Here is a 23,611-nt window from a genome sequence, read left to right as displayed (position 1 = left end):
AACCAACAACCAACAACTGACAACCAACAACTAAAGAGAAATGGAAAGTTTTAGAACAGAAATAGAAAATCCGGTAGTTCAGAAGGAGATTATCGAATTAGAAAAAAAGATTCACTTATTCCGTGGAGGAAAAATTGATGATGAGCGTTTTCGTAGTCTTCGTTTAGCACGTGGAATCTACGGTCAGCGTCAGGAAGGCGTTCAAATGATTCGTATCAAATTGCCTTATGGTAAAGTAACCAGCGAGCAATTAGTGCGTATTACACAAGTTTCGGATGAATATTCTACAGGACGTTTACATATTACAACACGTCAGGATATTCAGATTCACTATGTGAGTTTAGACAGAACACCAGAACTTTGGGCAGATTTGGCTAAAGACGATATCACGCTTCGTGAAGCTTGTGGAAACACAGTTAGAAATATTACAGGAAGCGAATTAGCTGGAGTTGACGTAAACGAACCATTTGATGTTTCGCCTTATGCACACGGACTTTTTCAATATTTGTTAAGAAATCCGATTTGTCAGGAAATGGGACGTAAATTCAAAATTTCGTTCTCTTCTTCAGACGAAGATACTGCCTTGAGTTATTTACACGATTTAGGATTTATTCCGAAAATTAAAGACGGACAAAAAGGTTTCAAAATAATGTTTGGAGGAGGTTTAGGATCTCAGCCAGCACACGCCGAATTGCTTTCAGAATTCGTTCCCGTAAACGAAATCATCCCAACAGCAGAAGGAATCATCCGTATTTTCGACAGATACGGAGAACGTGCAAAGAGAATGAAAGCACGTATGAAGTTCTTAATTAAAGAAATGGGGAAAGATGTTTTCCTTGATTTGGTTGAAAAAGAGAAAAAAGCCATCGCTTTTGAAACATACGAAATTGATACAACTGCTTTTGATGGTCCAATTCCAGAGCCAGTTTTAGAAGTTCCGCAAGTTACAATCGAAGATACAGAAGCGTATGAAGCGTGGAAAAAATCGAATGTAATCAAGCAGAAACAAGACGGTTATTATGCTATTGGAATCAAAGTTTTATTAGGAGATTTTTATACGGATAAAGCTAGATTATTAGCCGCTTTAATTAAAAATTACGCAGCAAATGAACTACGTTTTTCATTGCGTCAAAATATTGTAATACGTCACGTAAAAGAGGAAAATTTACCTTTCTTTTATCAGGAATTAGCCAAGTTGGATTTTGTTCAATTAGGATATAATTCGGTTGGAGATATTACGGCATGTCCGGGTACTGATACTTGCAACTTGGGGATTGCAAGTAGTACCGGTATTGCAGAAGAATTAGAAAGAGTTTTAAGTGCTGAATATCCTCAGTATTTAAACAACCGTGAAATCGAAATTAAAATTTCAGGCTGTATGAATGCTTGCGGGCAACACAATATGTCGGCAATTGGATTCCAAGGAATGTCTATCAACTCAGGAAAACTGGTAGCTCCGGCTTTACAGGTTTTATTGGGTGGAGGAAGATTAGGAAATGGAGCAGGACGTTTTGCTGATAAAGTAATCAAAGTACCGAGTCGTAGAGGTCCTGATGCATTACGTACCATCTTAAATGATTTTGATGCGAATGGAAGCGGACAAAAATTCCTTGATTATTATGATGCAAAAGGAGAAAAGTATTTCTACGAAATCTTAAAACCTTTTGCAGATGTAACCAATTTAACAGAAGCTGATTTTGTGGATTGGGGTAACGCAGACAATTACGTAAAAGCAGTTGGAGTTGGAGAATGTGCTGGAGTTGTGATCGATTTAGTTGCAACATTATTGTTCGAAGCTAAAGAGAAATTGATCTTGGCTCAGGAATCTTTCGACGAGAAAAAATGGTCAGATGCAATTTATCATGCTTACGCTGGATTTGTAAACGGTGCAAAAGCATTGTTATTGGCCGAAAACCAAAAAACAAACCACCACGCAGGAATTGTAGATTTGTTTGATACTGTTTTTATCGACACGAATAAAATAGAATTAAATTCAACTTTTAAAGACTTGGTTTACCAAATCAATAAAAATGAACCATCTGAAGCTTTCGCTAAAGGTTACATTGCACAAGCAACTGTTTTCTTTGATAAAATCGAAACTTTCAGAGCTCAGGAATTAGAAAATGCATAATATAAAACCCAAAATAACTTTAGTCGGTGCAGGTCCGGGCGATCCCGATCTACTTACGCTGAAAGCTGTAAAAGCATTGGCTGAAGCTAATGTGGTTTTGTACGACGCTTTGGCCAACGAAGAAATTCTGGATTATGCGCCTAAAAATGCGATTAGAATTTTTGTTGGAAAAAGAATCGGAAATCATGCGTATTCGCAAGATCAAATCAATCAGCTGATTGTAGATAATGCTTTGACTTACGGAAACGTAGTGCGATTAAAAGGTGGAGATCCGTTTATTTTCGGAAGAGGCGGAGAAGAAATTGATTTTGCAGAAAGTTTCGGAATTGAAACTATTGTAGTTCCCGGAATTTCATCTGTAGTTGCCGTTCCTGCAAGTCAAGGAATTTCAATTACAAAAAGAGGCGTTTCAGAAAGCTTTTGGGCGATTACTGGAACAACTTCTGACAGAACATTATCTTCAGATGTAGCTTTGGCTGCACAATCATCTGCGACAGTTGTGATTTTGATGGGAATGCACAAATTGCCTCAAATTATCGATTTGTTTCAAAAAGAAGACAAAGGAAATTTGCCCGTTGCGATCATTCAAAACGGAACAACAACAGAAGAAAAAGTAGGTGTAGGAACTGTAGATTCGATTTTAGAAATTGTAAAAGAGAAAAAATTAAGTTCACCAGCGATTATTGTTTTGGGCGAAGTTGTGAGAGAAAGCAATAAATTAAAAGGATTTTACGAAGAATTTCTATCAAAAGAAATCATTCATTAGAATTATATGTTCCGTTAGGAACAATTCGTTGGTAAATCATCTAATTTTGTTTAGATGAAATTAAATTAAAATGGAACAAAACGAATTATATCCAATATTTCTAAAGCTTCACAATCTAAATGTTTTGATTGTAGGCGGAGGAAATGTAGGTCTGGAAAAGCTTTCTTTCTTGCTCAAGTCAAGTCCGAATGCAAATGTTGAGGTAGTGGCAAAGGAATTTCATTTAGAAATTAAAGTTTTGGCCGAAAAGCATCCTTCGATAACATTGACAAAATCGAAGTTCAAAAAGAAAATGCTCAAAAAACGTCACATGGTAATTGCCTGTACAGATGATTTAAAAGTGAATAAAAAGGTTTACGATTTAGCGAGAAAACGTTATTTGATTTGCAATATTGCCGATACGCCAGATTTATGTGATTATTATTTAGGCGGAATCGTAACAAAAGGAAATGTAAAAATTGCGATTTCAACAAATGGAAAATCGCCAACAACAGCCAAAAGGCTTCGAGAGTTTTTTGAAGAAGTAATTCCGGAAGACATCAATCAAATGGTTGAGAATTTGAATGAATATCGAAAAACCTTAAAAGGTAATTTTGAGGAAAAAGTAAAGAGAATGAACGAGATAACCTCTTCACTTAAAAATAAAGAGTAACATAACAGGGAAATGAATAATGATAAAAATCATTGATTAAAGAATAAATTATTCGTTCCTTTGTATTATTAAGAATGATTATAAACAACAAACATAATGATTAAAACAGATATACTTATAATTGGAGCAGGCCCAACAGGTTTATTTGCCGTTTTCGAGGCAGGATTGTTAAAATTAAAATGCCACATTTTAGACGCTTTGCCTCAGCCAGGAGGACAGCTTTCAGAATTATATCCTAAGAAACCTATTTATGATATTCCGGGTTTTCCAGAAGTTTTAGCTGGAGATTTAGTTGATGGATTAATGGAACAAATTAAGCAGTTTGAACCAGGTTTTACATTAGGTGAACGTGCTGAAACAATCGAAAAACAAGAAGACGGATCTTTCATTGTAACGTCGAACAAAGGAACTAAATTCCATGCGCCAGTTATTGCAATCGCTGGAGGTTTAGGAAGTTTTGAGCCTCGTAAACCACTTATCGAAGATATTGAGTTTTATGAAGATAAAGGAGTAAAATACTTCATTAAAAATCCTGAAAAATTCAGAGATAAAAGAGTTGTAATTGCAGGAGGAGGAGATTCAGCATTAGACTGGTCAATTTTCTTAGCAAATGTGGCTTCAGAAGTAACTTTAATTCACAGAAGAAACGAATTTAGAGGCGCTTTAGATTCTGTAGAAAAAGTACAGGAATTAAAATCAGCTGGAAAAATCAAATTAATCACTCCGGCAGAAGTTATCGGAATCAACGGTGCTGAACATGTTGAGTCATTAGATATCGAAGAAAACGGCGCACACCGTAAAATCGAATGTGATTATTTCATTCCGCTTTTCGGATTAACGCCAAAATTAGGTCCAATTGGAGACTGGGGATTAGAAATCGAGAAAAATGCAATTAAAGTAAACAACGCATTAGATTACCAAACAAACATTCCGGGAATCTTCGCAATTGGAGACGTAAACACATACCCAGGAAAATTAAAGTTGATTCTTTGCGGATTCCACGAAGCAACTTTAATGTGCCAAGCTGCGTATTCAATCATCAACCCAGGTAAAAAATATGTATTGAAATATACAACAGTTTCAGGTGTAGATGGTTTTGATGGAACTCGTAAAGAAGCGCCTAAGGCAGTTGTGAAGGCGATTGTTTAATCTGAGGTGCTGAAGTTCTAAGTGACTAAGGTGCTAAGATTTTTATATATAGAAAGCTCAAACTTTTAGTTTGGGCTTTTTTATTGAACAGAATTTTAAACTCAGTATCTTAGTAACTCAGAATCTTAGAATCTAATTATATGGCTTTCGACGAAGATAATGCAAAGAGAATTAGAACGTTTCTCCAATATAAAGAAGCCGATTTTTTTGAAAAGAAAATGTTTGGTGGTATTGTTTTCATGGTAGATAACAAATTATGCTGTGGAACTCGTTTAGACAAAAAAGTTGGAGAAAATCTTTTGCTATGCAGAATAAATAATTCCGATTATTTAAAGGCAATAGAAAGGGATGATGTGTTACCAATGCCTAATGCAGAAAAGCCAATGAAAAACTATGTTTTTATTACCGAAATTGGCTGGACAAGAAATCAGGATATGGAGTATTGGCTTCAACTTTGTTTAGATTTTAATCCTTTAGCAAAAGCAAGCAAGAAGAAATAAAAAACCTTAGAACCTTAGCGCCTAAGTCCCTCAGAACCTTAGAAAAAAAACATTTGCAAATCGAAAGCCTATTTCATACCTTTGCACTGTTCTTAAAATTATTGTCAGTTATCACGAAAGGCGGAGGGATAGACCCGATGAAACCTTAGCAACCCTTTACTATAAAGAAGGTGCTAAATTCTACTTTATACGACATTTTCCAGTATTAAAGATAGATAACACAAATACATACTCGTATTTCTCAAAACTTTTCCAGACAACATACAATATTTACCGAAGCAATTCAGTAGAAGGAGCGAATCATTGGCGCATTTTTGCAGTCAGTAGTTCCCGCTTTTCGTTGCAATCTTTTTATTTTTTAAAGAAAAAAACAAAAAGGATTTCCACTTCAATCGGGGCTAATGAGCCAGCAATAGTGCACTTTTGGAATTAATGTGAAAAATATAGAAGTTAAACCCGACAGGTTTTAAAAACCTGTCGGGTTTAAAATCGGGAATAATAAATAAAAAACTTAGCATCTTAGAATCTCAGTATCTCAGAAGCTAAAAAAAGAAGACATGGCAATAACAATACAAGAAGCAATAAAAAAAAATATCCTAATCCTTGACGGAGCAATGGGAACCATGCTGCAACGCTATAATTTCTCAGAAGAAGATTTCAGAGGAGAGCGTTTCAAAGATTTTCCGCATCCGTTAAAAGGAAACAACGATTTACTATCCCTAACACAACCACACGCAATTCGCGATGTTCATGCCGCTTATTATGAAGCTGGTGCTGACATCGTAGAAACCAATACCTTCTCCGGAACAACAATCGGTATGGCCGATTATCACATGGAAGATTTGGTTTACGAGTTAAACTACGAATCGGCGAAAATTGCAAGAGAAGTAGCCGACGAGTTTACCGCTAAAAATCCTGATAAACCACGTTTCGTAGCAGGTTCAATCGGACCAACAAACCGTACGGCAAGTATGTCGCCAGATGTAAACGATCCAGGTTACAGAGCCGTAACATTTGACGATTTACGTATTGCGTACAAACAACAAGTCGAAGCTTTAATGGATGGTGGTTGTCATTTGCTTTTGGTCGAAACAATCTTCGATACATTAAATGCAAAAGCAGCACTTTTTGCAATCGAGGAAGTAAAAGAAGAACGCAATCTGGATATTCCAATCATGGTTTCAGGAACGATCACCGATGCTTCAGGAAGAACACTTTCAGGGCAAACGGTTGAAGCGTTTTTGATTTCAGTTTCACATATTCCGTTATTAAGCGTAGGATTCAATTGCGCTCTTGGAGCCGATTTGTTGAAACCCTATTTAAAAACATTATCACAGCATACACAATTTAATGTTTCAGCTCACCCAAATGCAGGATTGCCAAATGCTTTTGGGCAATACGACGAAACACCAGAAGAAATGCAAGTGCTGATAAAGGAATATTTAGATGATAATTTAATCAATATCATTGGAGGTTGTTGCGGAACAACTCCAGATCATATTCGATTGATTGCTGAGGTTGCGAAGGATTATAAACCGAGAGTGGCGCCGTTAGTTGTCTAAAAAAAATTAAAATGAAACTATTGAAAATAATATCAGTTTTATTTTTGGTTTTGTGTCTATCTGGTTTCAGTGAAAAAAAGCAGGTACCAATAAATGTACAACAAATACCAGCGGATTTTTATTTTACAATTGATAGCGATCGAGCTGATGGTTACAACTCTCTGTATAATAGTTTTTACAGGAATTATAATGATGGAGAAAAGACTATTAAGGTTGAATTGACAAAAGAAGAAAAAGAAAAAATATACTCATATATTAAGAAAGTTAATTTTTTTGAGATGCCAATTGAGTTTAAAGCTAAAGGTATAATTGAAATTAAAACCCCAAGTTTTAAAGAAGTAATAGTAGTTTATGCAAATGGGAAGAAGAGTTTCGTGAGTTATAATGATGGTTATACAAATGATTTAAATGATAAAAACGCAAAGCCGTTTTTAGATTTATATAAAATGATTTGGGATATTCTCTATAATAAAAAAGAGATTGAAGAGTTGCCAAAATCTGATTGTAGATATGGGCATGAATGATTTTTGAAACCGAGTTCGCGTGAGGGATAGAAGTGAAAAGCCCACAGCCTGACGAAGGAAGTGCGAGGACTTGCAACGGATAGCCCGGCCCGGAGGGACACGCCCAAATTAAAATATTGAAAACGAATATACCTACAAGGTTTTAAAAACCTTGCAGGAAAGAAGATAGAATAAAAAACTTAGAACCTTAGTCCCGAGGCTTCGGGATCAGGATCTTAGTAACTTTAAAAAGAAATGACAGAAAAAAGAAGAGACCTTGTATTATCAGGATTAGAACCGTTGATTATTACGCCGGAAAGTGTTTTCGTGAATGTTGGCGAGCGTACGAATGTAACGGGTTCAAGAAAATTCCTAAGATTAATCAAGGAAGAGAAATATGACGAAGCACTTGATATTGCAAGACAGCAAGTAGAAGGTGGAGCACAAATCATCGATATTAATATGGATGAAGGAATGCTTGACGGTGTTACTGCAATGACTAAATTTTTGAATTTAATTGCTGCAGAACCAGATATTTCTAGAGTGCCGATTATGATTGACAGTTCGAAATGGGAAATCATTGAAGCAGGTCTAAAAGTAGTACAAGGGAAAAGCGTTGTAAACTCGATTTCGTTAAAAGAAGGCGAAGAAGCCTTTATTCATCACGCAAGATTAATCAAACGTTACGGAGCGGCGGCAATTATCATGGCTTTTGACGAAGTTGGTCAGGCTGATAATTACGATCGTCGAGTTGAAATCTGCCAGCGTTCGTATGATATTTTGGTGAACAAAGTAGGATTCCCTCCGCAGGATATTATTTTCGATTTGAATATTTTCCCGGTTGCAACGGGAATGGAAGAACATCGTTTAAATGCTTTGGATTTCTTTAGAGGAACAAAATGGGTTCGCGAAAACCTTCCACACGCACATATTAGCGGTGGAGTAAGTAACGTTTCGTTTTCTTTTAGAGGAAATGATACGGTTCGTGAAGCGATGCATTCGGTGTTTTTATACCACGCAATCAAAAACGGAATGACGATGGGAATCGTTAATCCGGAGATGCTTACGATTTACGATGATATTCCGAAAGACTTATTAGAATATGTTGAAGACGTAATTCTTGACCGTCGCGACGATGCTACAGAACGACTTTTAGATTTTGCTGAAAGCGTAAAAGGTGAAGCAAAAAGCGATGAAAAAACGGTTCAGGAATGGCGTTTTGGAACCGTTCAGGAGCGTATTACACATTCATTGGTAAAAGGAATTGACGCTTTTATTGAAGAAGATGTTGAAGAAGCACGATTAGCTGCAACAAAACCAATTGAAGTTATCGAAATCAATTTGATGACGGGAATGAATGTGGTGGGAGATTTATTCGGAAGCGGAAAAATGTTCTTGCCTCAGGTAGTTAAATCGGCTCGTGTAATGAAAAAAGCCGTGGCTTATTTATTGCCTTTTATCGAAGCAAGCAAACAAGCAGGAGACAAACAAGGAAACGGAAAAATCTTGATGGCAACCGTAAAAGGAGACGTTCACGATATTGGAAAAAACATCGTTTCAGTTGTTTTGGCTTGTAACAATTACGAGATTGTGGATTTGGGTGTTATGGTGCCTCCGGAAAAAATTATTTCGGCTGCAATTGAGCATAATGTAGATATTATTGGATTAAGCGGATTGATCACGCCTTCGCTTGACGAAATGGTGTATTTGGCCAAAGAATTAGACAAACAAGGAATTAAAATCCCAATTATGATTGGTGGGGCGACGACTTCTCGCGCGCATACAGCCGTGAAAATTGCACCTCAATACAGAGAAACTGTAATTCACGTTAACGATGCTTCAAGAGCTGTTACGGTTGCAGGAAATCTGTTGGATCATAATAGAAAAATATATGCGGCTGATATTCGTGCAGAATATGATTCTTTTAGAGAAACGTTCTTAAATCGTTCAAGAGACAAAAACTTCTTGACAATTGAAGATGCCCGTAAAAATAAATTACCATTGGATTGGTCGGAATATACTCCGACGAAACCAAAAGTAATCGGCGCGCAAACTATTGAAATAGAATTGGATGTTTTGGTTCCGTATATCGACTGGACGCCATTTTTCCAAACTTGGGAATTGTACGGAAAATATCCGGCGATTTTAAGTGATGAGGTTGTGGGCGAACAAGCGACATCTGTTTTTAACGATGCTCAGGCAATGTTGAAAGTAATTTTAGCAGAGAAAAAACTTCAGGCAAAAGGTATTTACGGAATTTTCCCTGCAAATCAGGTAAATGACGATGATATCGAATTGCGCGATGAAAACGGAAAAGTGTTGGAGAAATTTTTAACGCTTCGTCAGCAGTCACAAAAAACAAAAGGTGCTCCAAATATCGCTTTAGCCGATTTTATTCTTCCAAAAGAAAGTGGAATTGATGATTATATTGGAGCTTTTTGTGTAACAACCGGTTTTGGTGTTGACGAATGGGCAGCGGAATATGAGAAAAACTTAGACGATTATAATTCGATTATGGTAAAAGCCCTTGCAGATCGTTTTGCTGAGGCTTTCGCCGAATATCTTCACGAGAGAGTACGTAAAGATTTCTGGGGTTATGATAGTGAAGAATCTTTAACCAACGAAGAATTGATTAAAGAAAATTATAAAGGAATTCGTCCAGCGCCAGGTTATCCGGCTTGTCCAGATCACTTGGAAAAACCAACAATCTGGAAGCTTTTAGATGTTGAAAAACAAATTGGAGTTAAGTTGACAGAAAGTATGGCAATGTGGCCAGCTTCATCGGTTTCAGGATATTATTTTGGAAACCCGAAAAGCCGCTATTTCGGACTCGGGAAAATAAAAGAAGATCAGGTGGTAGATTATGCCAAACGACGCAATGTCTCAACTGATTACGCAATGAAATGGTTAAATCCTAATATAGCAGATTAACGAAAAAGTTATTTTAGTTTCAGGTTTCAGGTTTCAAGTTCCCTACAGCAACTTGAAACTTGAAACCTAAAACTTGAAACAAAAAACAAAAAATGAAAGTAACAGAACATATAGAAAACGCCAAAGGAAAAACATTATTCTCATTTGAAATTATTCCGCCTCAAAAGGGGAAAAGCATTCAGGAATTATACGATAATATTGATCCGTTGATGGAGTTTAAACCGCCGTTTATTGATGTAACCACTTCTCGCGAAGAGTATATTTACATCGACCGGGGTAACGGACTTTTGGATAAAAAACTGACTCGTATGCGTCCGGGAACGCTTGGAATTTGTGCTTCTATAAAACATAAATACAATGTTGACACTGTTCCGCATTTGCTTTGTGGCGGATTTACCAAAGAAGAAACCGAATATATGTTGGTTGATTGTCATTATTTGGGAATCAATAATGTAATGGCGCTTCGAGGCGACGCAATGAAAGACGAACAATCTTTTGTGCCAAAAGCGGGTGGAAATCATTATGCAATTGATTTGGTAAAACAGATCAACGATCTAAATTGCGGAAAATATCTGCATGAAGTGATGGATGCTGATAATAAAGCTGATTTCTGTATTGGAGTTGCGGGTTATCCTGAAAAACATTTAGAATCACCATCATTACAATCAGACTTAAAACGATTAAAAGAAAAAGTGGATGCAGGAGCTGATTATGTGGTAACACAAATGTTTTTTGACAACTCTAAATATTTTGCCTTTGTAGAAAAAGCAAGAGAAATGGGCATTACAATTCCGATTATTCCTGGAATTAAGCCAATTGCGGTTCAAAGACATTTACAAGTTTTACCGCAAATTTTCAGAATCGATTTGCCAGAAGATTTAATCGATGCCGTAGATAAATGCAAAAACAATGCTGAAATCAAACAAGTTGGAATCGAATGGGCGATTCAGCAATCATTGGAATTAAAAGCTGCTGGAGTTCCGTTTTTACACTATTATTCAATGGGTAAATCTGAGAATATTCGTCAGATCGCGAGTCAGGTTTTTTAAAGTCTTTGCGAGGAACTTTGTCAAAGTTTTAAACTTTGACAAAGTTTTTTCGCGTCATGTTTGTCATTCCGAGGAACGAGGAATCTCCACAAGTAGCTCTATCCAGTAAATCGCCAATCTTTGTCGAGTTTCTTGCGGAGATTCCTCGTTCCTCGGAATGACAAAACAAGCGTTAGTTGGGAGGCGAGCCTAGTAATAACAAATTGCTGAAGGATTTTGTTTAATTTAGAAGTTTAAATTTTCGAGTCATGAAACAAGAAGAATTACAAGCCATAGCCTCTCAATTAAAACATCCGACAGGAGAAAAAGGAATCGAAATGGCCAATATGATGAACGAAACGAACATCAATATGACCAAACATTCGATTCAGAATCTCAATATTTCAAACGAAAACAGAATTCTGGAATTAGGTCACGGAAACGCCGGTCACGTAGAATTTCTATTCGAACAAGCAGAAAAAATTAAATACTACGGACTGGAAATGTCGGAACTGATGTTTCAGGAAGCGCGCCAGATCAACCGAAATTTTGTTTCTCAAAAACAAGCTTTCTTTTCGCTTTACAACGGAAATGAGATTCCGTTTGAAGATGATTTTTTCGATAAAATATTTACTGTAAATACCCTTTATTTTTGGCAGAAACCTTCAGAATTGCTTTTGGAAATTTACAGGGTTTTAAAACCAAATGGAAACTTCTGTTTGACATTTGCTCAGGAAGATTTCATGAAGCAACTGCCGTTTACGCAATTTGAATTTGAACTTTACGATACCGAAAAAGCGCAAAAATTAATTGCCAAAACAGCTTTTAAAATCGTGTACACAGAAACACAGACCGAAAAAGTAAAAAGCAAAACCGGCGAATTAGTCGACAGAGATTATACTACGATTGTTCTCGAGAAATAGCCGAAATTTTTAAACACATAGAAACATAGATTTTTCTTAATTTTAGTTAGAAGAAATTAAAGAAAAACATATTTTTCACACATAGCAATGTTTGTTTAAACAAGTGAAACGCCTTTATAGACAAAGAAAACTATGTTTCTATGTGTTTAAAAAGTATAGTGGTTGCTGAATTCTAAATGCTTATATCATTATGGAAGTTAAGAAAATCAATTTTTTGCAGAGTTACAGCAGCATATTATTGCTTCTTGGAGGAATTATCGTAGGAAGTATTTTCGGATTGGTTTTCGGAGAAGATGTTTTGGTGATAAAACCCATTGGTGATATTTTCTTGAATTTGCTTTTTACCGCAATTATTCCGCTTATATTTTTTACAATTGGTTCTTCGATTGCTAATCTGGAAAGAACGGAGAAATTAGGAAAACTTTTTGTAGTAATGGTTTTTGTTTTTCTGACTACAATTCTTATTTCGGCAATTGTGATGATTTTTGCCGTTTATCTTTTTCCAATTCACCAGGATATCGCAATTACCAAAGTTCCGTTTGAGAAAATTGAATCGGGATCGATTGGAGATCAAATCGCAAAATTGCTTACTACAAATGATTTTTTTGAATTACTTTCGCGAAAAAGCATGCTGGCTTTGATTGTTTTTTCTTTTTTAATTGGTTTTGCAACCTTGCAATCGGGTGAAAAAGGAAATGCTTTCAAGAGCTTTCTCGATTCAGGAAACGAAGTAATGAAACAGCTTTTGAACATCATAATGAAGTTTGCTCCAATAGGTTTGGGCGCTTATTTTGCTTATCAAGTTGGTATTTTTGGTCCGCAATTGTTTGGTGTTTATGCAAAGCCAATGGCCGTTTATTATGCAGCCTGCATTTTCTATTTCTTTTTGTTTTTCAGTTTATATGCGCTTGTTGCAGGCGGAAAAAGAGCTTTCAAAGTTTTTTGGAGCAATAATATTACACCTTCATTAACCGCAATAGGAACTTGTAGCAGTATTGCAACCATTCCAGCAAATCTTGATGCTGCACAAAAAATGGGAATTCCGGCGCATGTTCGAAATTTGGTAATTCCGCTTGGAGCGCCTTTGCACAAAGATGGTTCGAGTATGTCATCTATATTAAAAATCACTTTTTTGTTTGCCATGTTTGGAAAAGATTTTACAGATCCAATGACGATTCTTTTAGCTTTAGGAATCACTGTAATTGTTTCCATTGTCGAAGGAGGAATTCCAAACGGAGGTTATATAGGAGAAGTTTTGGCAATTACCGTTTACGGTTTCCCGATGGAACAAGCACTTCCTGTTGCTATGATTTTAGGAACTTTGGTTGATCCAATTGCAACATTATTAAATGCTAACGGTGATGTGATTTCGTCAATGCTAGTTGCTCGATTTTCGGAAAAAACCAAATGGTAGCCTATTTAAGATTTCTTTAATCTGCGAGAGACTAAATTAAAATCTCATTCAAATAGAAAATTATATGAATTCAATACTACAAAATGATCTTAACGATTTCGAAAATATCTTAGAAAAAACAAAACAACACGGAATTGATTTTCTTAATAATCTTGATACGATTCCTACTTCAAATAAAAACACAATTGATCCTGCCGGTAATTTAAACGAGTTTGGTTTGGGTTCATTAGCCGCATTAGCTGAATTTAATGAAAGATTAGCACCGTTAATGGTTTCTTCACCGGGACCACGTTATTTGGGATTTGTTACTGGAGGTTCAACTCCTGCGTCGATTGTTGGCGATTGGCTTGCCTCTGTTTACGATCAAAATACGCAGGCGGTAAAAGCGCAAGGCGGTGCATCGGCATTGATTGAATTTGAAACTATTAATTTTTTATTGCAGTTGTTGGAATTGCCAGACACATTTTCTGGCGGTTTTGTAACGGGAGCAACGATGTCCAATTTTACGTGTTTAGGAGTTGCCAGACAATGGTTTGGAAAACAATTTGGAAAAGATTTTGCCAAAAACGGAATTTCAGAATCAATTTCAATTCTAACAGCAACGCCACATTCTTCTTCGATTAAATGTTTGTCCATGTTAGGAATTGGAAGTCAAAATTATACGTCAATAAAAACGATTGAAGGCAACCGTGAAGCAATTGATCTTTTTGATTTAGAAGAAAATATTAAAAAATTAAACGGAAAACCTTTCATCTTGATTTCAAGTGCGGGAACCGTTAATACAGCCGATTTTGACGATTTTGAAGCGATAGCAGCATTAAGAAGAAAATACAATTTCTGGTGGCATATTGATGCTGCTTTTGGCGGATTTGCAGCGGTTTCAGACAAATTCAATCATTTAGTTGAAGGCTGGGAAGGAGCAGATAGTATCACAATTGATTGTCATAAATGGCTCAATGTGCCTTATGAAAGCGCTTTTTATTTGATGAAAAAAGAACATTTGAGTTTGCAAATCGAAACTTTCCAAAATTCTAATGCGCCTTATTTAGGAAATCCGTTGGAGAATTTTAATTATTTAAATGTTCTTCCTGAAAATTCACGTCGTTTGCGTGCGCTTCCTGCATGGTTTGCGCTGCGTGCTTATGGAAAAGATGGATTTAAAGATATTGTTGAAAACAGTACTTCGTTGGCACTTCATTTTGCGAACGCTCTGATTGAAACGGGAAGTTTTGAATTATTGGCTCCAATTCGTCTTAATAATGTTTGTTTTACTTTGAAAGGAAATCATAATCAGGAAAAAGTCAATGAGTTTTTGACGATCTTGAATGATAAAGGAAAAGTTTTTATGACGCCAACATTTTATCAAAATAAAAAGGGAATAAGAGCTTCTTTTGTGAATTGGCGTACAACTGAAGAAGATATTGCAATTATTATGGAAGAAATGAAAACTTCAATTTTAGATCTGGAAATCTAATATCTACTTAAATATAAAAGAGCCTGTTGACAACAAACAGGCTCTTTACTAACACAAAAAAAAACAAAAAAACAAGAATCGAAAGGTTGATTACAGTATGAAATTGTAGCATTTCTCTTTGCAAATATAATACTATTTATATCAAGTCTAAATAAAAATAAATAAAAAAGGATATAAAATATTTAATCGTTTGGAAACGAGGTGTTAAAGTATGTTTGGAAAAGCAAGAAAACTGTAAAAATCAGCTAGAAAAAGAAAAGCCAATTTATTCTTGAGAACAAATTGGCTTTATAAATTATTTTAATTTAAAGAACTATTTGGTAATTTCTCTAAAAACAGCTTCAAGGTTTTTATTTTTCTGATTCAATTGCAATGTCTTTAATCCATTTTCGTTGGCAAAATCAAAGATTGCTGGGCGCATATCTTTCTCTGTTACAAAAGTCAGTTCCCACGTCATGTCATGTGTGTTGACGTACGAAGCGATATTTTCCAATTTAGCCAAAAGTTGTTGCTCAACTTGATAATCAAATTCAACCTCAATAACTTGCTCTTTATTGGCAGCTACTAAATGATCTAATTTATTATCGGCAACAATTTGTCCTTTGTCAATAATTATGACACGATCACAAATTGCTTCAACTTCTTGCATAATATGTGTAGATAGAAAAACCGTTTTATCTTTCCCTACATTTTTAATCACATTTCGAATTTCCATTAACTGATTCGGATCCAGACCCGTAGTTGGTTCATCGAGAATTAAAACGTCAGGATTGTGAAGCAAAGCATTGGCAAGTCCCACACGCTGGCGATATCCTTTTGAAAGTTGGCCTATCTTTTTATGGCTTTCTGGTGTCAGTCCTGTCAGTTGAATTACTTCTTCGATTCTTGATTTTGAAACCTTATAAACATCAGCATTAAAAGCCAAATATTCACGAACATACAAATCTAAATACAGCGGATTATGCTCTGGCAAATACCCAATCGAGCGTTGTACCTCTTTAGTGTTTGTCATGACATCGTGACCATTTACAAGGGCTGAGCCACTATCGGCAAGTAAATAGGTGGTCAAAATTTTCATTAAAGTAGATTTTCCGGCTCCGTTTGGACCAAGAAATCCCACAATTTCTCCTTTTTCAATTTTAAAAGAAATTTCATTTAAAGCTTTTTGCTCTCCGTAACTTTTTGATATGCTGTTTACTTCTATCGACATTGACTTTTTATTTGCTACAAAAGTAAACAGAAATAGTTTCGATTACTACATTTTCTCTTTTAAAAATGAGCATAAAAAATCAGAGAGCCCTTTATCCACGGCATTGTTATTGTTAAGAGAATGCTAAATTTAAATACACCCAAATCATGAAAAAAATTTTAGTGATGGCTGCCCTAGCTATCTGCAGTTTTGCAAATGCACAAAAAGGAACAATCTTAGTAGCTGGTAACATTGGTTACACTTCTGAAAAATCAGAATACCAATTCAGCGAAGACAAAACAAGTACATTTACTTTTTCTCCAAAAGTAGGTTACCAATTCAACAACAATTGGACAGTTGGGGGAGAAATTTCATCAAGTTCATCTGATGTTGATGTAGCTGGTTCAAAACGTAAAGACAATAATTTCAGAATTGGAGGTTTTGTACGTTATTCAGTTCCATTAAACCAAACTTTCTCTGTTTTTGCAGATATGGGATTAGGTTTCCAAAACGAAAAAAACAAGGTTTACGCTAATAACGGAAACAGTTATGTGAAATACAAAGGAGATGGTATGTACATTGGCGTTACACCAGCACTTTTTATCAACATGAAAAAAGGTTTTGGTCTAAACTTCAACATTGGAGGATTAGGTTATGAAACGTTAAGTTTTGATAACAATGGAGAAGATTACAGCAAATTTTTCTTCAATTTTGGTCAAACAGTTAATATTGGAGTTTCTAAAAACTTCTAATCTTAATTTTTATTCAATTTCAAGAAAGCATCCGCCGTGGCGGGTGTTTTTTTTATAAAAAAGTTAATCCAACTCTTTTGTTTAATCCAATTTCAAAAATTCTGATTAGAGTCGAAAGTTGGACATTTCCTTTCCCATTTTCAAGTTTCGAAATATAACTTTTCTTAGTTCCAGTTCTATCCGCTAGTTGTTCTTGAGTTAAATTAGCTTGTTTGCGAGCTTCTTTGAGCATTTCACTAATGATGAACATTTGTGATTTTTCTTCAAATTGATTTCTACTTTCTGTGCCTAACTTTCCATGTTCCACTTCAATAAGATCATCGAAGGATTTTATATTTTGATAGTTTTTCATAGTGGTATTTATTTTAGTTGAAAATATTCAGTCATTAATCTTTTTGCTCTATCTATTTCCTCTTTAGGTGTTTTCTGTGATTTTTTTTGAAAACCATTAAATAAAATCACAAGTTTCCCTTCATCAAAACAGCAAAATATTCGGTAAATATCTGATTTTACTTCAATTCTTATTTCATAGAGTCCTTCCGTCCCTGATAAATGTTTTAAAAATTTTTCAGGAACTCTGTCGACTTGTTTTATTAATTCGAGAACGTATTGAATTTTCATTTTTACCTTTTCATTTTGAGTTATATAAAATTCGATGAAATGGTTTTCATGAAATATGATCGTTCTTGTCATTATGCAAAGTTATCTTAAAAGTGAACATTTTGCAAATATAAGACATTTTATTATTTTAGAGAAAATTCTTTCAAAAATAAAAACTTCTAATCTAGCCCCGATTGAGGCGATATCCTCGTAGTGAAACGGAGAGATAAAGCCGAAAGCGGGACAGGAGTTGTTTTGAAAACAAGAATTTCTGCTTCTAAATTTTAAAATCTAAGGCTGATTAAATTAAAAAAATAATGCCAGCAAGAGTGAAGCCAAAACCGAATCATAACTAATTTCGAGCTCCACCTGCTGACATAAAAAAAACAAAAATTATATGTAAATAAAAGAATTAACTCACAGGATTTTCAACTGCTGTTCTCATTTCCTGAGCCGCTTTGACCATTTCAATTAAAGCTTTTTTAGTTTCATCCCAGTGACGTGTTTTTAGTCCGCAATCTGGATTTACCCATAATTGATCTACCGGAATTACAGCCGAAGCTTTCTCCAATAATTTTACCATTTCCTGGCTTGAAGGAACACGAGGCGAGTGAATATCGTAAACTCCTGGCCCAATTTCGTTTGGATATTTAAAGTTGGCAAACGCATCTAAAAGCTCCATTTGAGAGCGTGAACATTCGATTGTGATTACATCGGCATCCATGTCTGCAATGTTTTGAATGATATCGTTGAATTCGCTGTAACACATGTGCGTGTGAATTTGCGTGTCATCATTTACGCCACTTGCCGAAATTCGGAAAGCACGAACCGCCCAATTCAAATATTTAGCCCATTCTTCTTTTCGTAAAGGCAAACCTTCGCGAATTGCTGGTTCATCGATTTGAATAATTTTGATTCCGGCTTTTTCTAAATCCACAACTTCGTCACGAATTGCTAGAGCGATTTGCGTACAAGTTTCAGAACGAGGCTGATCGTTACGAACAAACGACCATTGCAAAATTGTTACTGGACCAGTAAGCATCCCTTTTACCCATTTTGGAGTCAAAGATTGTGCATATTCCGACCATTTTACCGTCATTGGAGTTGGTCTTGACACGTCTCCGTAAATAACAGGAGGTTTCACGCAACGGCTTCCGTAGCTTTGAACCCAGCCGTTTTTGGTAAACGTAAATCCGGCTAATTGTTCGCCGAAATATTCCACCATATCATTACGCTCAAACTCTCCGTGAACCAAAACATCGATTCCAGTTTCTTCTTGAAAACGAATGGTAGCTTCGGTTTCTTTTTCGATTAAATCGTTATATTCTTGAGTTGATAATTCTCCTTTTTTGAATTTCGCTCTCCAGCTTCTCACTTCAGCAGTTTGTGGGAAAGAACCAATTGTCGTAGTTGGAAATAAAGGCAGATTTAAAGCTTCAATCTGGCTTTTTCTTCTTGATGCAAAAACACTTTTACGTTTATCATCAGAAGGTGTAATTGCTGCAACGCGTGTTTTAACTTCGTTATTATGAATCAATTTTGAAGTTTTACGGTTTTCATTTGCAATTACATTTCTTTCGTAGTCAATAGAGTTTTTAATATCAATTTCGTTTGAAGCAGATAATTGTTTTAAAATCACAACTTCATTGATTTTTTGCTTCGCGAAAGCCAGCCATTGTCTGATTTCTGGCGTTAACGTTTCGTCATTTGTTTCTAAATCTAAATCGCACGGACTGTGAATCAATGAACAAGAAGGCGCAACTAAAATTCGGCTTTCACCTAAAGCATCAACCGCTTTTTTGATTATTTCTAAAGACTTTTTGAAGTCATTTTTCCAAATATTTCGTCCGTCAACCACTCCAAGTGAAAGATTTACATTTGAAGCCAATTTCCCAGATTCTAAAATATCATCTAATTGAAGCGGACAACGAACTAAATCTAAATGAAAAGTATCGACAGGAAGAGCCAGTGCCGTTTCTAGATTTTCGCCAAAACAATCAAAATAATTTGCTAGAATAACTTTAAGTTTTGGGAAACGAATGTTGATTTCGTTGTAAACTTGCGTAAACGTTTTTCTTTCTTTATCGGTTAAATTTAAAGCTAAGAAAGGCTCGTCAAGCTGAATATATTCGGCATTTTCTGCCTGTAATTTTTCGAAAATTTCGAAGTAAACAGGAAGCAATTTATCGATAAGATCAATTCGGTGAAAACCTTCTTCTTTTTCTTTTCCTAATAAAAGATAAGAAACAGGCCCAATTAAAACAGGTTTAGTTTTGATTCCGATTTCATTTGCTTCTTTAAATTCGTTGATTACTTTTTCAGAAAACAATTCGAACTTTTGGTTCTTAGTAAATTCAGGAACAATAAAGTGGTAATTAGTATCAAACCATTTTGTCATTTCCATTGCTACAACGTCCTGACCTTCTTTTTGCGATCCTCTTGCCATTGCAAAATACAAATCTAGAGATGAATTGTTCTTTGCTAATTCATGGTAACGAGCTGGAATTGCTCCGAGTGTCAATGTCAAATCTAAAACTTGGTCGTAAAAAGAAAAATCGTTAGACGGAATTAAATCAATGCCTGCCGACGCTTGTAAATGCCAGTTTTTGCTGCGGATTTCTTTTCCGGCGGCGATCAGTTCATCTGCAGAAATTTTTCCTGCCCAGTACAATTCAGATGCTTTTTTAAGTTCTCTATTACTGCCAATTCGTGGGTAACCTAAGTTGTTTGTTTTCATTTTTTGATTCAGTATTTTTTACTGAACAAATTTATGTTAATGGATTTTAAAACTTATATTTGATGTTTATTTCAGTAATATGTATTTTAAAATAAACGTTTAAAAGATTTAATTACTGTGAATATCTTTTAAACGAACCTTTAGCCGTAAAAAAAACTATGGAAAACCTAGATAAAACTGATTTGCTGATCCTGAAACACCTTCAGGAAAACTCAAATATCAACACAAAAGACCTTGCGAGTAAATTATTCTTGACCGTTACGCCAGTGTATGAACGTATAAAACGATTAGAAAGAGATGGTTATATCACTAAATATGTAGCGTTGTTGGACAAGCAAAAAATGAATCGCGGGATGACGGTTTTTTGCAACGTCCGCTTAAAAGAACACGCCAAAAATGTGGGAAGTAATTTTGTGAAAGATATTGTTGCGCTTCCTGAAATTATAGAATGTTATAATATTGCCGGCGATTATGATTTTATGCTCAAAATTCTAGTGAAAGATATGGCTAGTTATCAGGATTTTGTCATGAATAAATTGTCAACGATTGAAAACATTGGAAATACGAATAGTATATTTGTAATGGGCGAAATTAAGCATAGTACGGCATTGGAATTTTAAGGTTTTTAAACACATAGAAACATAGCTTTAAAAATATTAAAAAGGCGTTTCACTTGCTTTAACAAACATAGTTGCTATGTGTAAAAGCTTGCTTTTTAAGATAACTCTAATCTTTGTCAAAATAAAAAACCTATGTTTCTATGTGTTGAATATTTTTGGGTTTATAAAATCCTAAAATAAAAATGTATTTTTGAACTTCCTTAAATCTAAAATCAATAATCTACAATCTAAAATATCAAAATGAACTGGGAACAACTTTTATCATTAAAACGTCAAGGCGATACAAGCAAAAGATTACGAGTAGAACAAGATGATACGCGTTTGGGATTTGAGGTCGATTATGACCGAATTATCTTTTCGTCGGCATTTCGATCTTTGCAGGATAAAACACAAGTTATTCCGCTTTCAAAAACAGATTTTGTGCATACGAGATTGACTCATAGTTTAGAAGTTTCTGTTGTTGGAAGATCTTTAGGACGTTTGGTTGGTAAAAAAATCATTGAGAAATATCCTTATTTAAAAGAGATTCACGGTTATCATATGAATGATTTCGGAGCTATTGTTGCAGCGGCATCTTTGGCACACGATATTGGGAATCCACCTTTCGGGCATTCGGGTGAAAAAGCGATTGGGGAATATTTTTCAATCGGAAAAGGATTAAAATACAAAGATAAGCTTACTGCAAAACAATGGCAGGATTTAATTGATTTTGAAGGAAATGCCAACGGTTTTTCTGTATTAACAGCAAGTCGTCCAGGAATCGAGGGCGGGCTTAGAATTTCTTATGCAACTTTGGGTGCTTTTATGAAATATCCAAAAGAGAGTCTTCCTAAAAAACCAACGACAAATATCTCAGATAAAAAATACGGTTTCTTTCAGTCGGATAAATTATTCTTCGAAGAAGTCGCTCAGGACATGGGAATGATTGCTAATAAAGAAGAAGGAGATATTGGTTTTGAACGCCATCCTTTGGCATATCTTGTTGAAGCTGCAGATGATATTTGCTACACGATTATCGATTTTGAAGACGGAATAAATCTTGGTTTGGTTTCTGAAGATTATGCTTTGGAATATTTAATTAAACTCGTAAAAGACAATATCGGCGTTGCCAAATATAAATTATTAGAAACCAAAGAAGATCGAATAAGTTATTTGCGTGCTTTGGCGATTGGCGCTTTGATAAATGATGCTGTTGATGTTTTTATTGAAAATGAAGAAGCAATTCTGGCTGGAAATTTCCCTTTTGCCTTAACGGATAAAAGCAAATACAAAGCACAGATGAATGATATTATCAAATTAAGTGTTGATAAAATCTACCAAAGCCGTGAAGTTATAGAGAAAGAAATTGTAGGTTACCAGATTATCCAGACTTTATTAGACAAATTTATCACGGCATTTAACAACAAATACGAGGGAACAGCTTCAAATTATGACAAACTGATTTTAAAAATGCTTCCTGAAAAACATCATTTGGAAAAAGGCAACTTATACGAGCGTCTGCTTCATATTTGTCACTATGTTTCGCTTTTGACAGATGGAAATGCGCTGGAATTATATGAAATGATTCAGGGAAATAAAAAGAGATAACTTCCTGTTTTTACTATAAAAGAAAGAGCCGATAAATAAATTTTTATCGGCTCTTTCTTTACATTATAATGGAGTTGTTTTTATTGAAAAGCATAAACTAAACCAACACCAAGAACTTGGCGTAATTGCGTTCTTGGCCCGTCGTTAACTTGAGTTTTTGCTCCAGTTGTTGGGTCAATAACATCTTTTTTAGTCTTGATATCGTCGTCATAAACAATATGAAGTCCAATGTTTGCTTTTACATAGGCATTTACAACAAGATCTAATTTGGTATCATAATCAACATCGACGTTTCCAAATTTATTCAAGTAATCAGTATATAAGCTCAGACGATTTTCGTAGAATACATTTTTGTAAATCTCGCTTTTCATATAACCTGTAGCAAGTATACCAAATTCGGCTTTTACTTTTTGACCTTCTTGAACCAATATTTGATTATTAGGATCAGCTGGATCCGTCATGTAAACTGCTTTTTTAACCCCAAACGCTCCTTGATTTGCTAAATATTGGTCTAAAACCAATGTAGTTTTAAGTGTTATTGGTGAGAAATAAAAGGTTCTGTTTTTCTTTTTATTTGAGTTTTCAGCTCCAGCTCCAAGGAAAATATAAGCTGGTGCAAATGGTTTTGAAATAGCAACATCTCGGTTTGGATAATTGTAACCGTTTGTAAATTGTGTGTTGAAATTTAATTTTGAAGAATAGTACCAGTTTGAAACGGTATCTTTTCTAAAACCGTAAGTTGAGTTGAACTGAAATGCGTCATCGGTTTTTCTTAATTCGATTCCGTCTTGTTTATTTAAGCCATATTTTACAATAAGTTCATTAACCCATTTGTGATTTCCTTTAACGTAAGTTCTTCCAAATTCACCTTTAAAAAGTCCAGAAACTGAGCTTGTTCCCCCCGCGCTCCAGTTCACAAAAGCGATCTCAGAAATATCAAAACCCAGCTGATTTTTTTTAGTCCAGTTTGATGGCAATTTAGGTAGTTGGCTTGGGTCTAAAGTGGTTTGTATAATTTGGGCAAAGTTATTTGAAGTACACAATAGCAATAACAGCAAAAGGGTAGAACGCAATAATTTCATTAGGCTTATTT

The 23,611-nt window shown here is 35.2% G+C and carries 20 protein-coding genes and 1 riboswitch; of the genes, 15 read left to right on the top strand and 5 right to left on the bottom strand.

Features of this window, described 5'->3' with window-relative positions:
- Window positions 1-40 precede the first annotated feature (40 nt).
- From FND99_RS08560 to FND99_RS08505, 12 genes are all read left to right on the top strand, one after another.
- The gene (locus FND99_RS08560; protein WP_144337554.1) at window positions 41-2,131 is read left to right on the top strand and encodes a HEPN domain-containing protein; all 2,091 of its coding nucleotides are present in this window, start codon (window positions 41-43) and stop codon (window positions 2,129-2,131) included.
- The gene (gene cobA / locus FND99_RS08555) at window positions 2,124-2,897 is read left to right on the top strand and encodes a uroporphyrinogen-III C-methyltransferase (RefSeq protein ID WP_144337553.1); all 774 of its coding nucleotides are present in this window, start codon (window positions 2,124-2,126) and stop codon (window positions 2,895-2,897) included. Before FND99_RS08560 ends, cobA begins: the two co-directional genes overlap by 8 nt.
- 70 nt (window positions 2,898-2,967) lie before the next feature.
- Complete coding sequence (locus FND99_RS08550; protein ID WP_144337552.1) at window positions 2,968-3,549, top strand: precorrin-2 dehydrogenase/sirohydrochlorin ferrochelatase family protein; 582 nt, start codon at window positions 2,968-2,970, stop codon at window positions 3,547-3,549.
- 96 nt (window positions 3,550-3,645) lie between these two features.
- Window positions 3,646-4,698, top strand: coding sequence for an NAD(P)/FAD-dependent oxidoreductase (locus FND99_RS08545; RefSeq protein ID WP_144337551.1), 1,053 nt, complete (start codon window positions 3,646-3,648; stop codon window positions 4,696-4,698).
- A 140-nt stretch (window positions 4,699-4,838) separates the two neighbouring features.
- Window positions 4,839-5,198, top strand: a complete 360-nt coding sequence (locus FND99_RS08540) for a TfoX/Sxy family protein (RefSeq protein ID WP_144337550.1) — start codon at window positions 4,839-4,841, stop codon at window positions 5,196-5,198.
- 105 nt (window positions 5,199-5,303) lie between these two features.
- Window positions 5,304-5,420: riboswitch (SAM riboswitch) on the top strand.
- Between the two features lie 335 nt (window positions 5,421-5,755).
- Window positions 5,756-6,760, top strand: a complete 1,005-nt coding sequence (locus FND99_RS08535) for a homocysteine S-methyltransferase family protein (RefSeq protein WP_144337549.1) — start codon at window positions 5,756-5,758, stop codon at window positions 6,758-6,760.
- A gap of 11 nt (window positions 6,761-6,771) precedes the next feature.
- Window positions 6,772-7,284 carry a hypothetical protein gene (locus FND99_RS08530; protein WP_144337548.1) on the top strand — a complete coding sequence of 171 codons (513 nt, stop codon included), beginning with the start codon at window positions 6,772-6,774 and terminating at the stop codon, window positions 7,282-7,284.
- A gap of 234 nt (window positions 7,285-7,518) precedes the next feature.
- Window positions 7,519-10,194, top strand: coding sequence for a methionine synthase (gene metH, locus FND99_RS08525; protein ID WP_144337547.1), 2,676 nt, complete (start codon window positions 7,519-7,521; stop codon window positions 10,192-10,194).
- A 92-nt stretch (window positions 10,195-10,286) separates the two neighbouring features.
- Complete coding sequence (gene metF / locus FND99_RS08520; protein ID WP_026728550.1) at window positions 10,287-11,243, top strand: methylenetetrahydrofolate reductase [NAD(P)H]; 957 nt, start codon at window positions 10,287-10,289, stop codon at window positions 11,241-11,243.
- Window positions 11,244-11,491: 248 nt separating this feature from the next.
- Window positions 11,492-12,145, top strand: coding sequence for a class I SAM-dependent methyltransferase (locus FND99_RS08515; protein WP_144337546.1), 654 nt, complete (start codon window positions 11,492-11,494; stop codon window positions 12,143-12,145).
- A 190-nt stretch (window positions 12,146-12,335) separates the two neighbouring features.
- Window positions 12,336-13,559, top strand: coding sequence for a dicarboxylate/amino acid:cation symporter (locus FND99_RS08510; protein WP_144337545.1), 1,224 nt, complete (start codon window positions 12,336-12,338; stop codon window positions 13,557-13,559).
- A 64-nt stretch (window positions 13,560-13,623) separates the two neighbouring features.
- On the top strand, window positions 13,624-15,033 hold the full coding sequence (locus tag FND99_RS08505; RefSeq protein WP_144337544.1) for a pyridoxal phosphate-dependent decarboxylase family protein: 1,410 nt from the start codon (window positions 13,624-13,626) through the stop codon (window positions 15,031-15,033).
- A 313-nt stretch (window positions 15,034-15,346) separates the two neighbouring features.
- Here FND99_RS08505 and gldA read toward each other — a convergent pair whose 3' ends face one another.
- Window positions 15,347-16,243 carry a gliding motility-associated ABC transporter ATP-binding subunit GldA gene (gldA, locus tag FND99_RS08500; RefSeq protein ID WP_144337543.1) on the bottom strand — a complete coding sequence of 299 codons (897 nt, stop codon included), beginning with the start codon at window positions 16,241-16,243 and terminating at the stop codon, window positions 15,347-15,349.
- Between the two features lie 146 nt (window positions 16,244-16,389).
- Here gldA and FND99_RS08495 point away from each other — a divergent pair, with 146 nt between their 5' ends.
- On the top strand, window positions 16,390-16,974 hold the full coding sequence (locus tag FND99_RS08495; RefSeq protein ID WP_144337542.1) for an outer membrane beta-barrel protein: 585 nt from the start codon (window positions 16,390-16,392) through the stop codon (window positions 16,972-16,974).
- A 52-nt stretch (window positions 16,975-17,026) separates the two neighbouring features.
- On the opposite strand, the gene FND99_RS08490 is transcribed toward FND99_RS08495, so the two are convergent.
- The 3 genes from FND99_RS08490 to metE form a co-directional block, all read right to left on the bottom strand.
- A complete protein-coding gene (locus FND99_RS08490; protein WP_144337541.1) occupies window positions 17,027-17,326 on the bottom strand; it encodes a helix-turn-helix domain-containing protein in 300 nt (99 codons plus the stop codon).
- Between the two features lie 8 nt (window positions 17,327-17,334).
- Window positions 17,335-17,667: a type II toxin-antitoxin system RelE/ParE family toxin gene (locus tag FND99_RS08485; protein ID WP_144337540.1), complete on the bottom strand. Its 333-nt coding sequence runs from the start codon at window positions 17,665-17,667 to the stop codon at window positions 17,335-17,337.
- Window positions 17,668-17,986: 319 nt separating this feature from the next.
- The gene (gene metE, locus FND99_RS08480; protein WP_144337539.1) at window positions 17,987-20,311 is read right to left on the bottom strand and encodes a 5-methyltetrahydropteroyltriglutamate--homocysteine S-methyltransferase; all 2,325 of its coding nucleotides are present in this window, start codon (window positions 20,309-20,311) and stop codon (window positions 17,987-17,989) included.
- Between the two features lie 158 nt (window positions 20,312-20,469).
- Between metE and FND99_RS08475 the strand changes: the two genes are divergently transcribed.
- Together FND99_RS08475 and FND99_RS08470 are read left to right on the top strand one after the other, a co-directional pair.
- Window positions 20,470-20,931, top strand: a complete 462-nt coding sequence (locus FND99_RS08475) for an Lrp/AsnC family transcriptional regulator (RefSeq protein ID WP_144337538.1) — start codon at window positions 20,470-20,472, stop codon at window positions 20,929-20,931.
- 240 nt (window positions 20,932-21,171) lie between these two features.
- Window positions 21,172-22,518 (top strand): deoxyguanosinetriphosphate triphosphohydrolase, encoded by a 1,347-nt coding sequence (locus FND99_RS08470; RefSeq protein ID WP_144337537.1) that lies wholly within the window; start codon window positions 21,172-21,174, stop codon window positions 22,516-22,518.
- A gap of 80 nt (window positions 22,519-22,598) precedes the next feature.
- On the opposite strand, the gene FND99_RS08465 is transcribed toward FND99_RS08470, so the two are convergent.
- Window positions 22,599-23,600 carry a DUF3078 domain-containing protein gene (locus FND99_RS08465; RefSeq protein ID WP_144337536.1) on the bottom strand — a complete coding sequence of 334 codons (1,002 nt, stop codon included), beginning with the start codon at window positions 23,598-23,600 and terminating at the stop codon, window positions 22,599-22,601.
- Window positions 23,601-23,611: the final 11 nt, after the last annotated feature.

This window comes from Flavobacterium daemonense (assembly GCF_007341385.1).
GTDB classification, from domain to species: Bacteria; Bacteroidota; Bacteroidia; order Flavobacteriales; family Flavobacteriaceae; genus Flavobacterium; species Flavobacterium daemonense.
The sequence above is the reverse complement of the archived record's forward strand: the minus strand, read 5'-3'. Positions and strand labels throughout refer to the sequence as shown.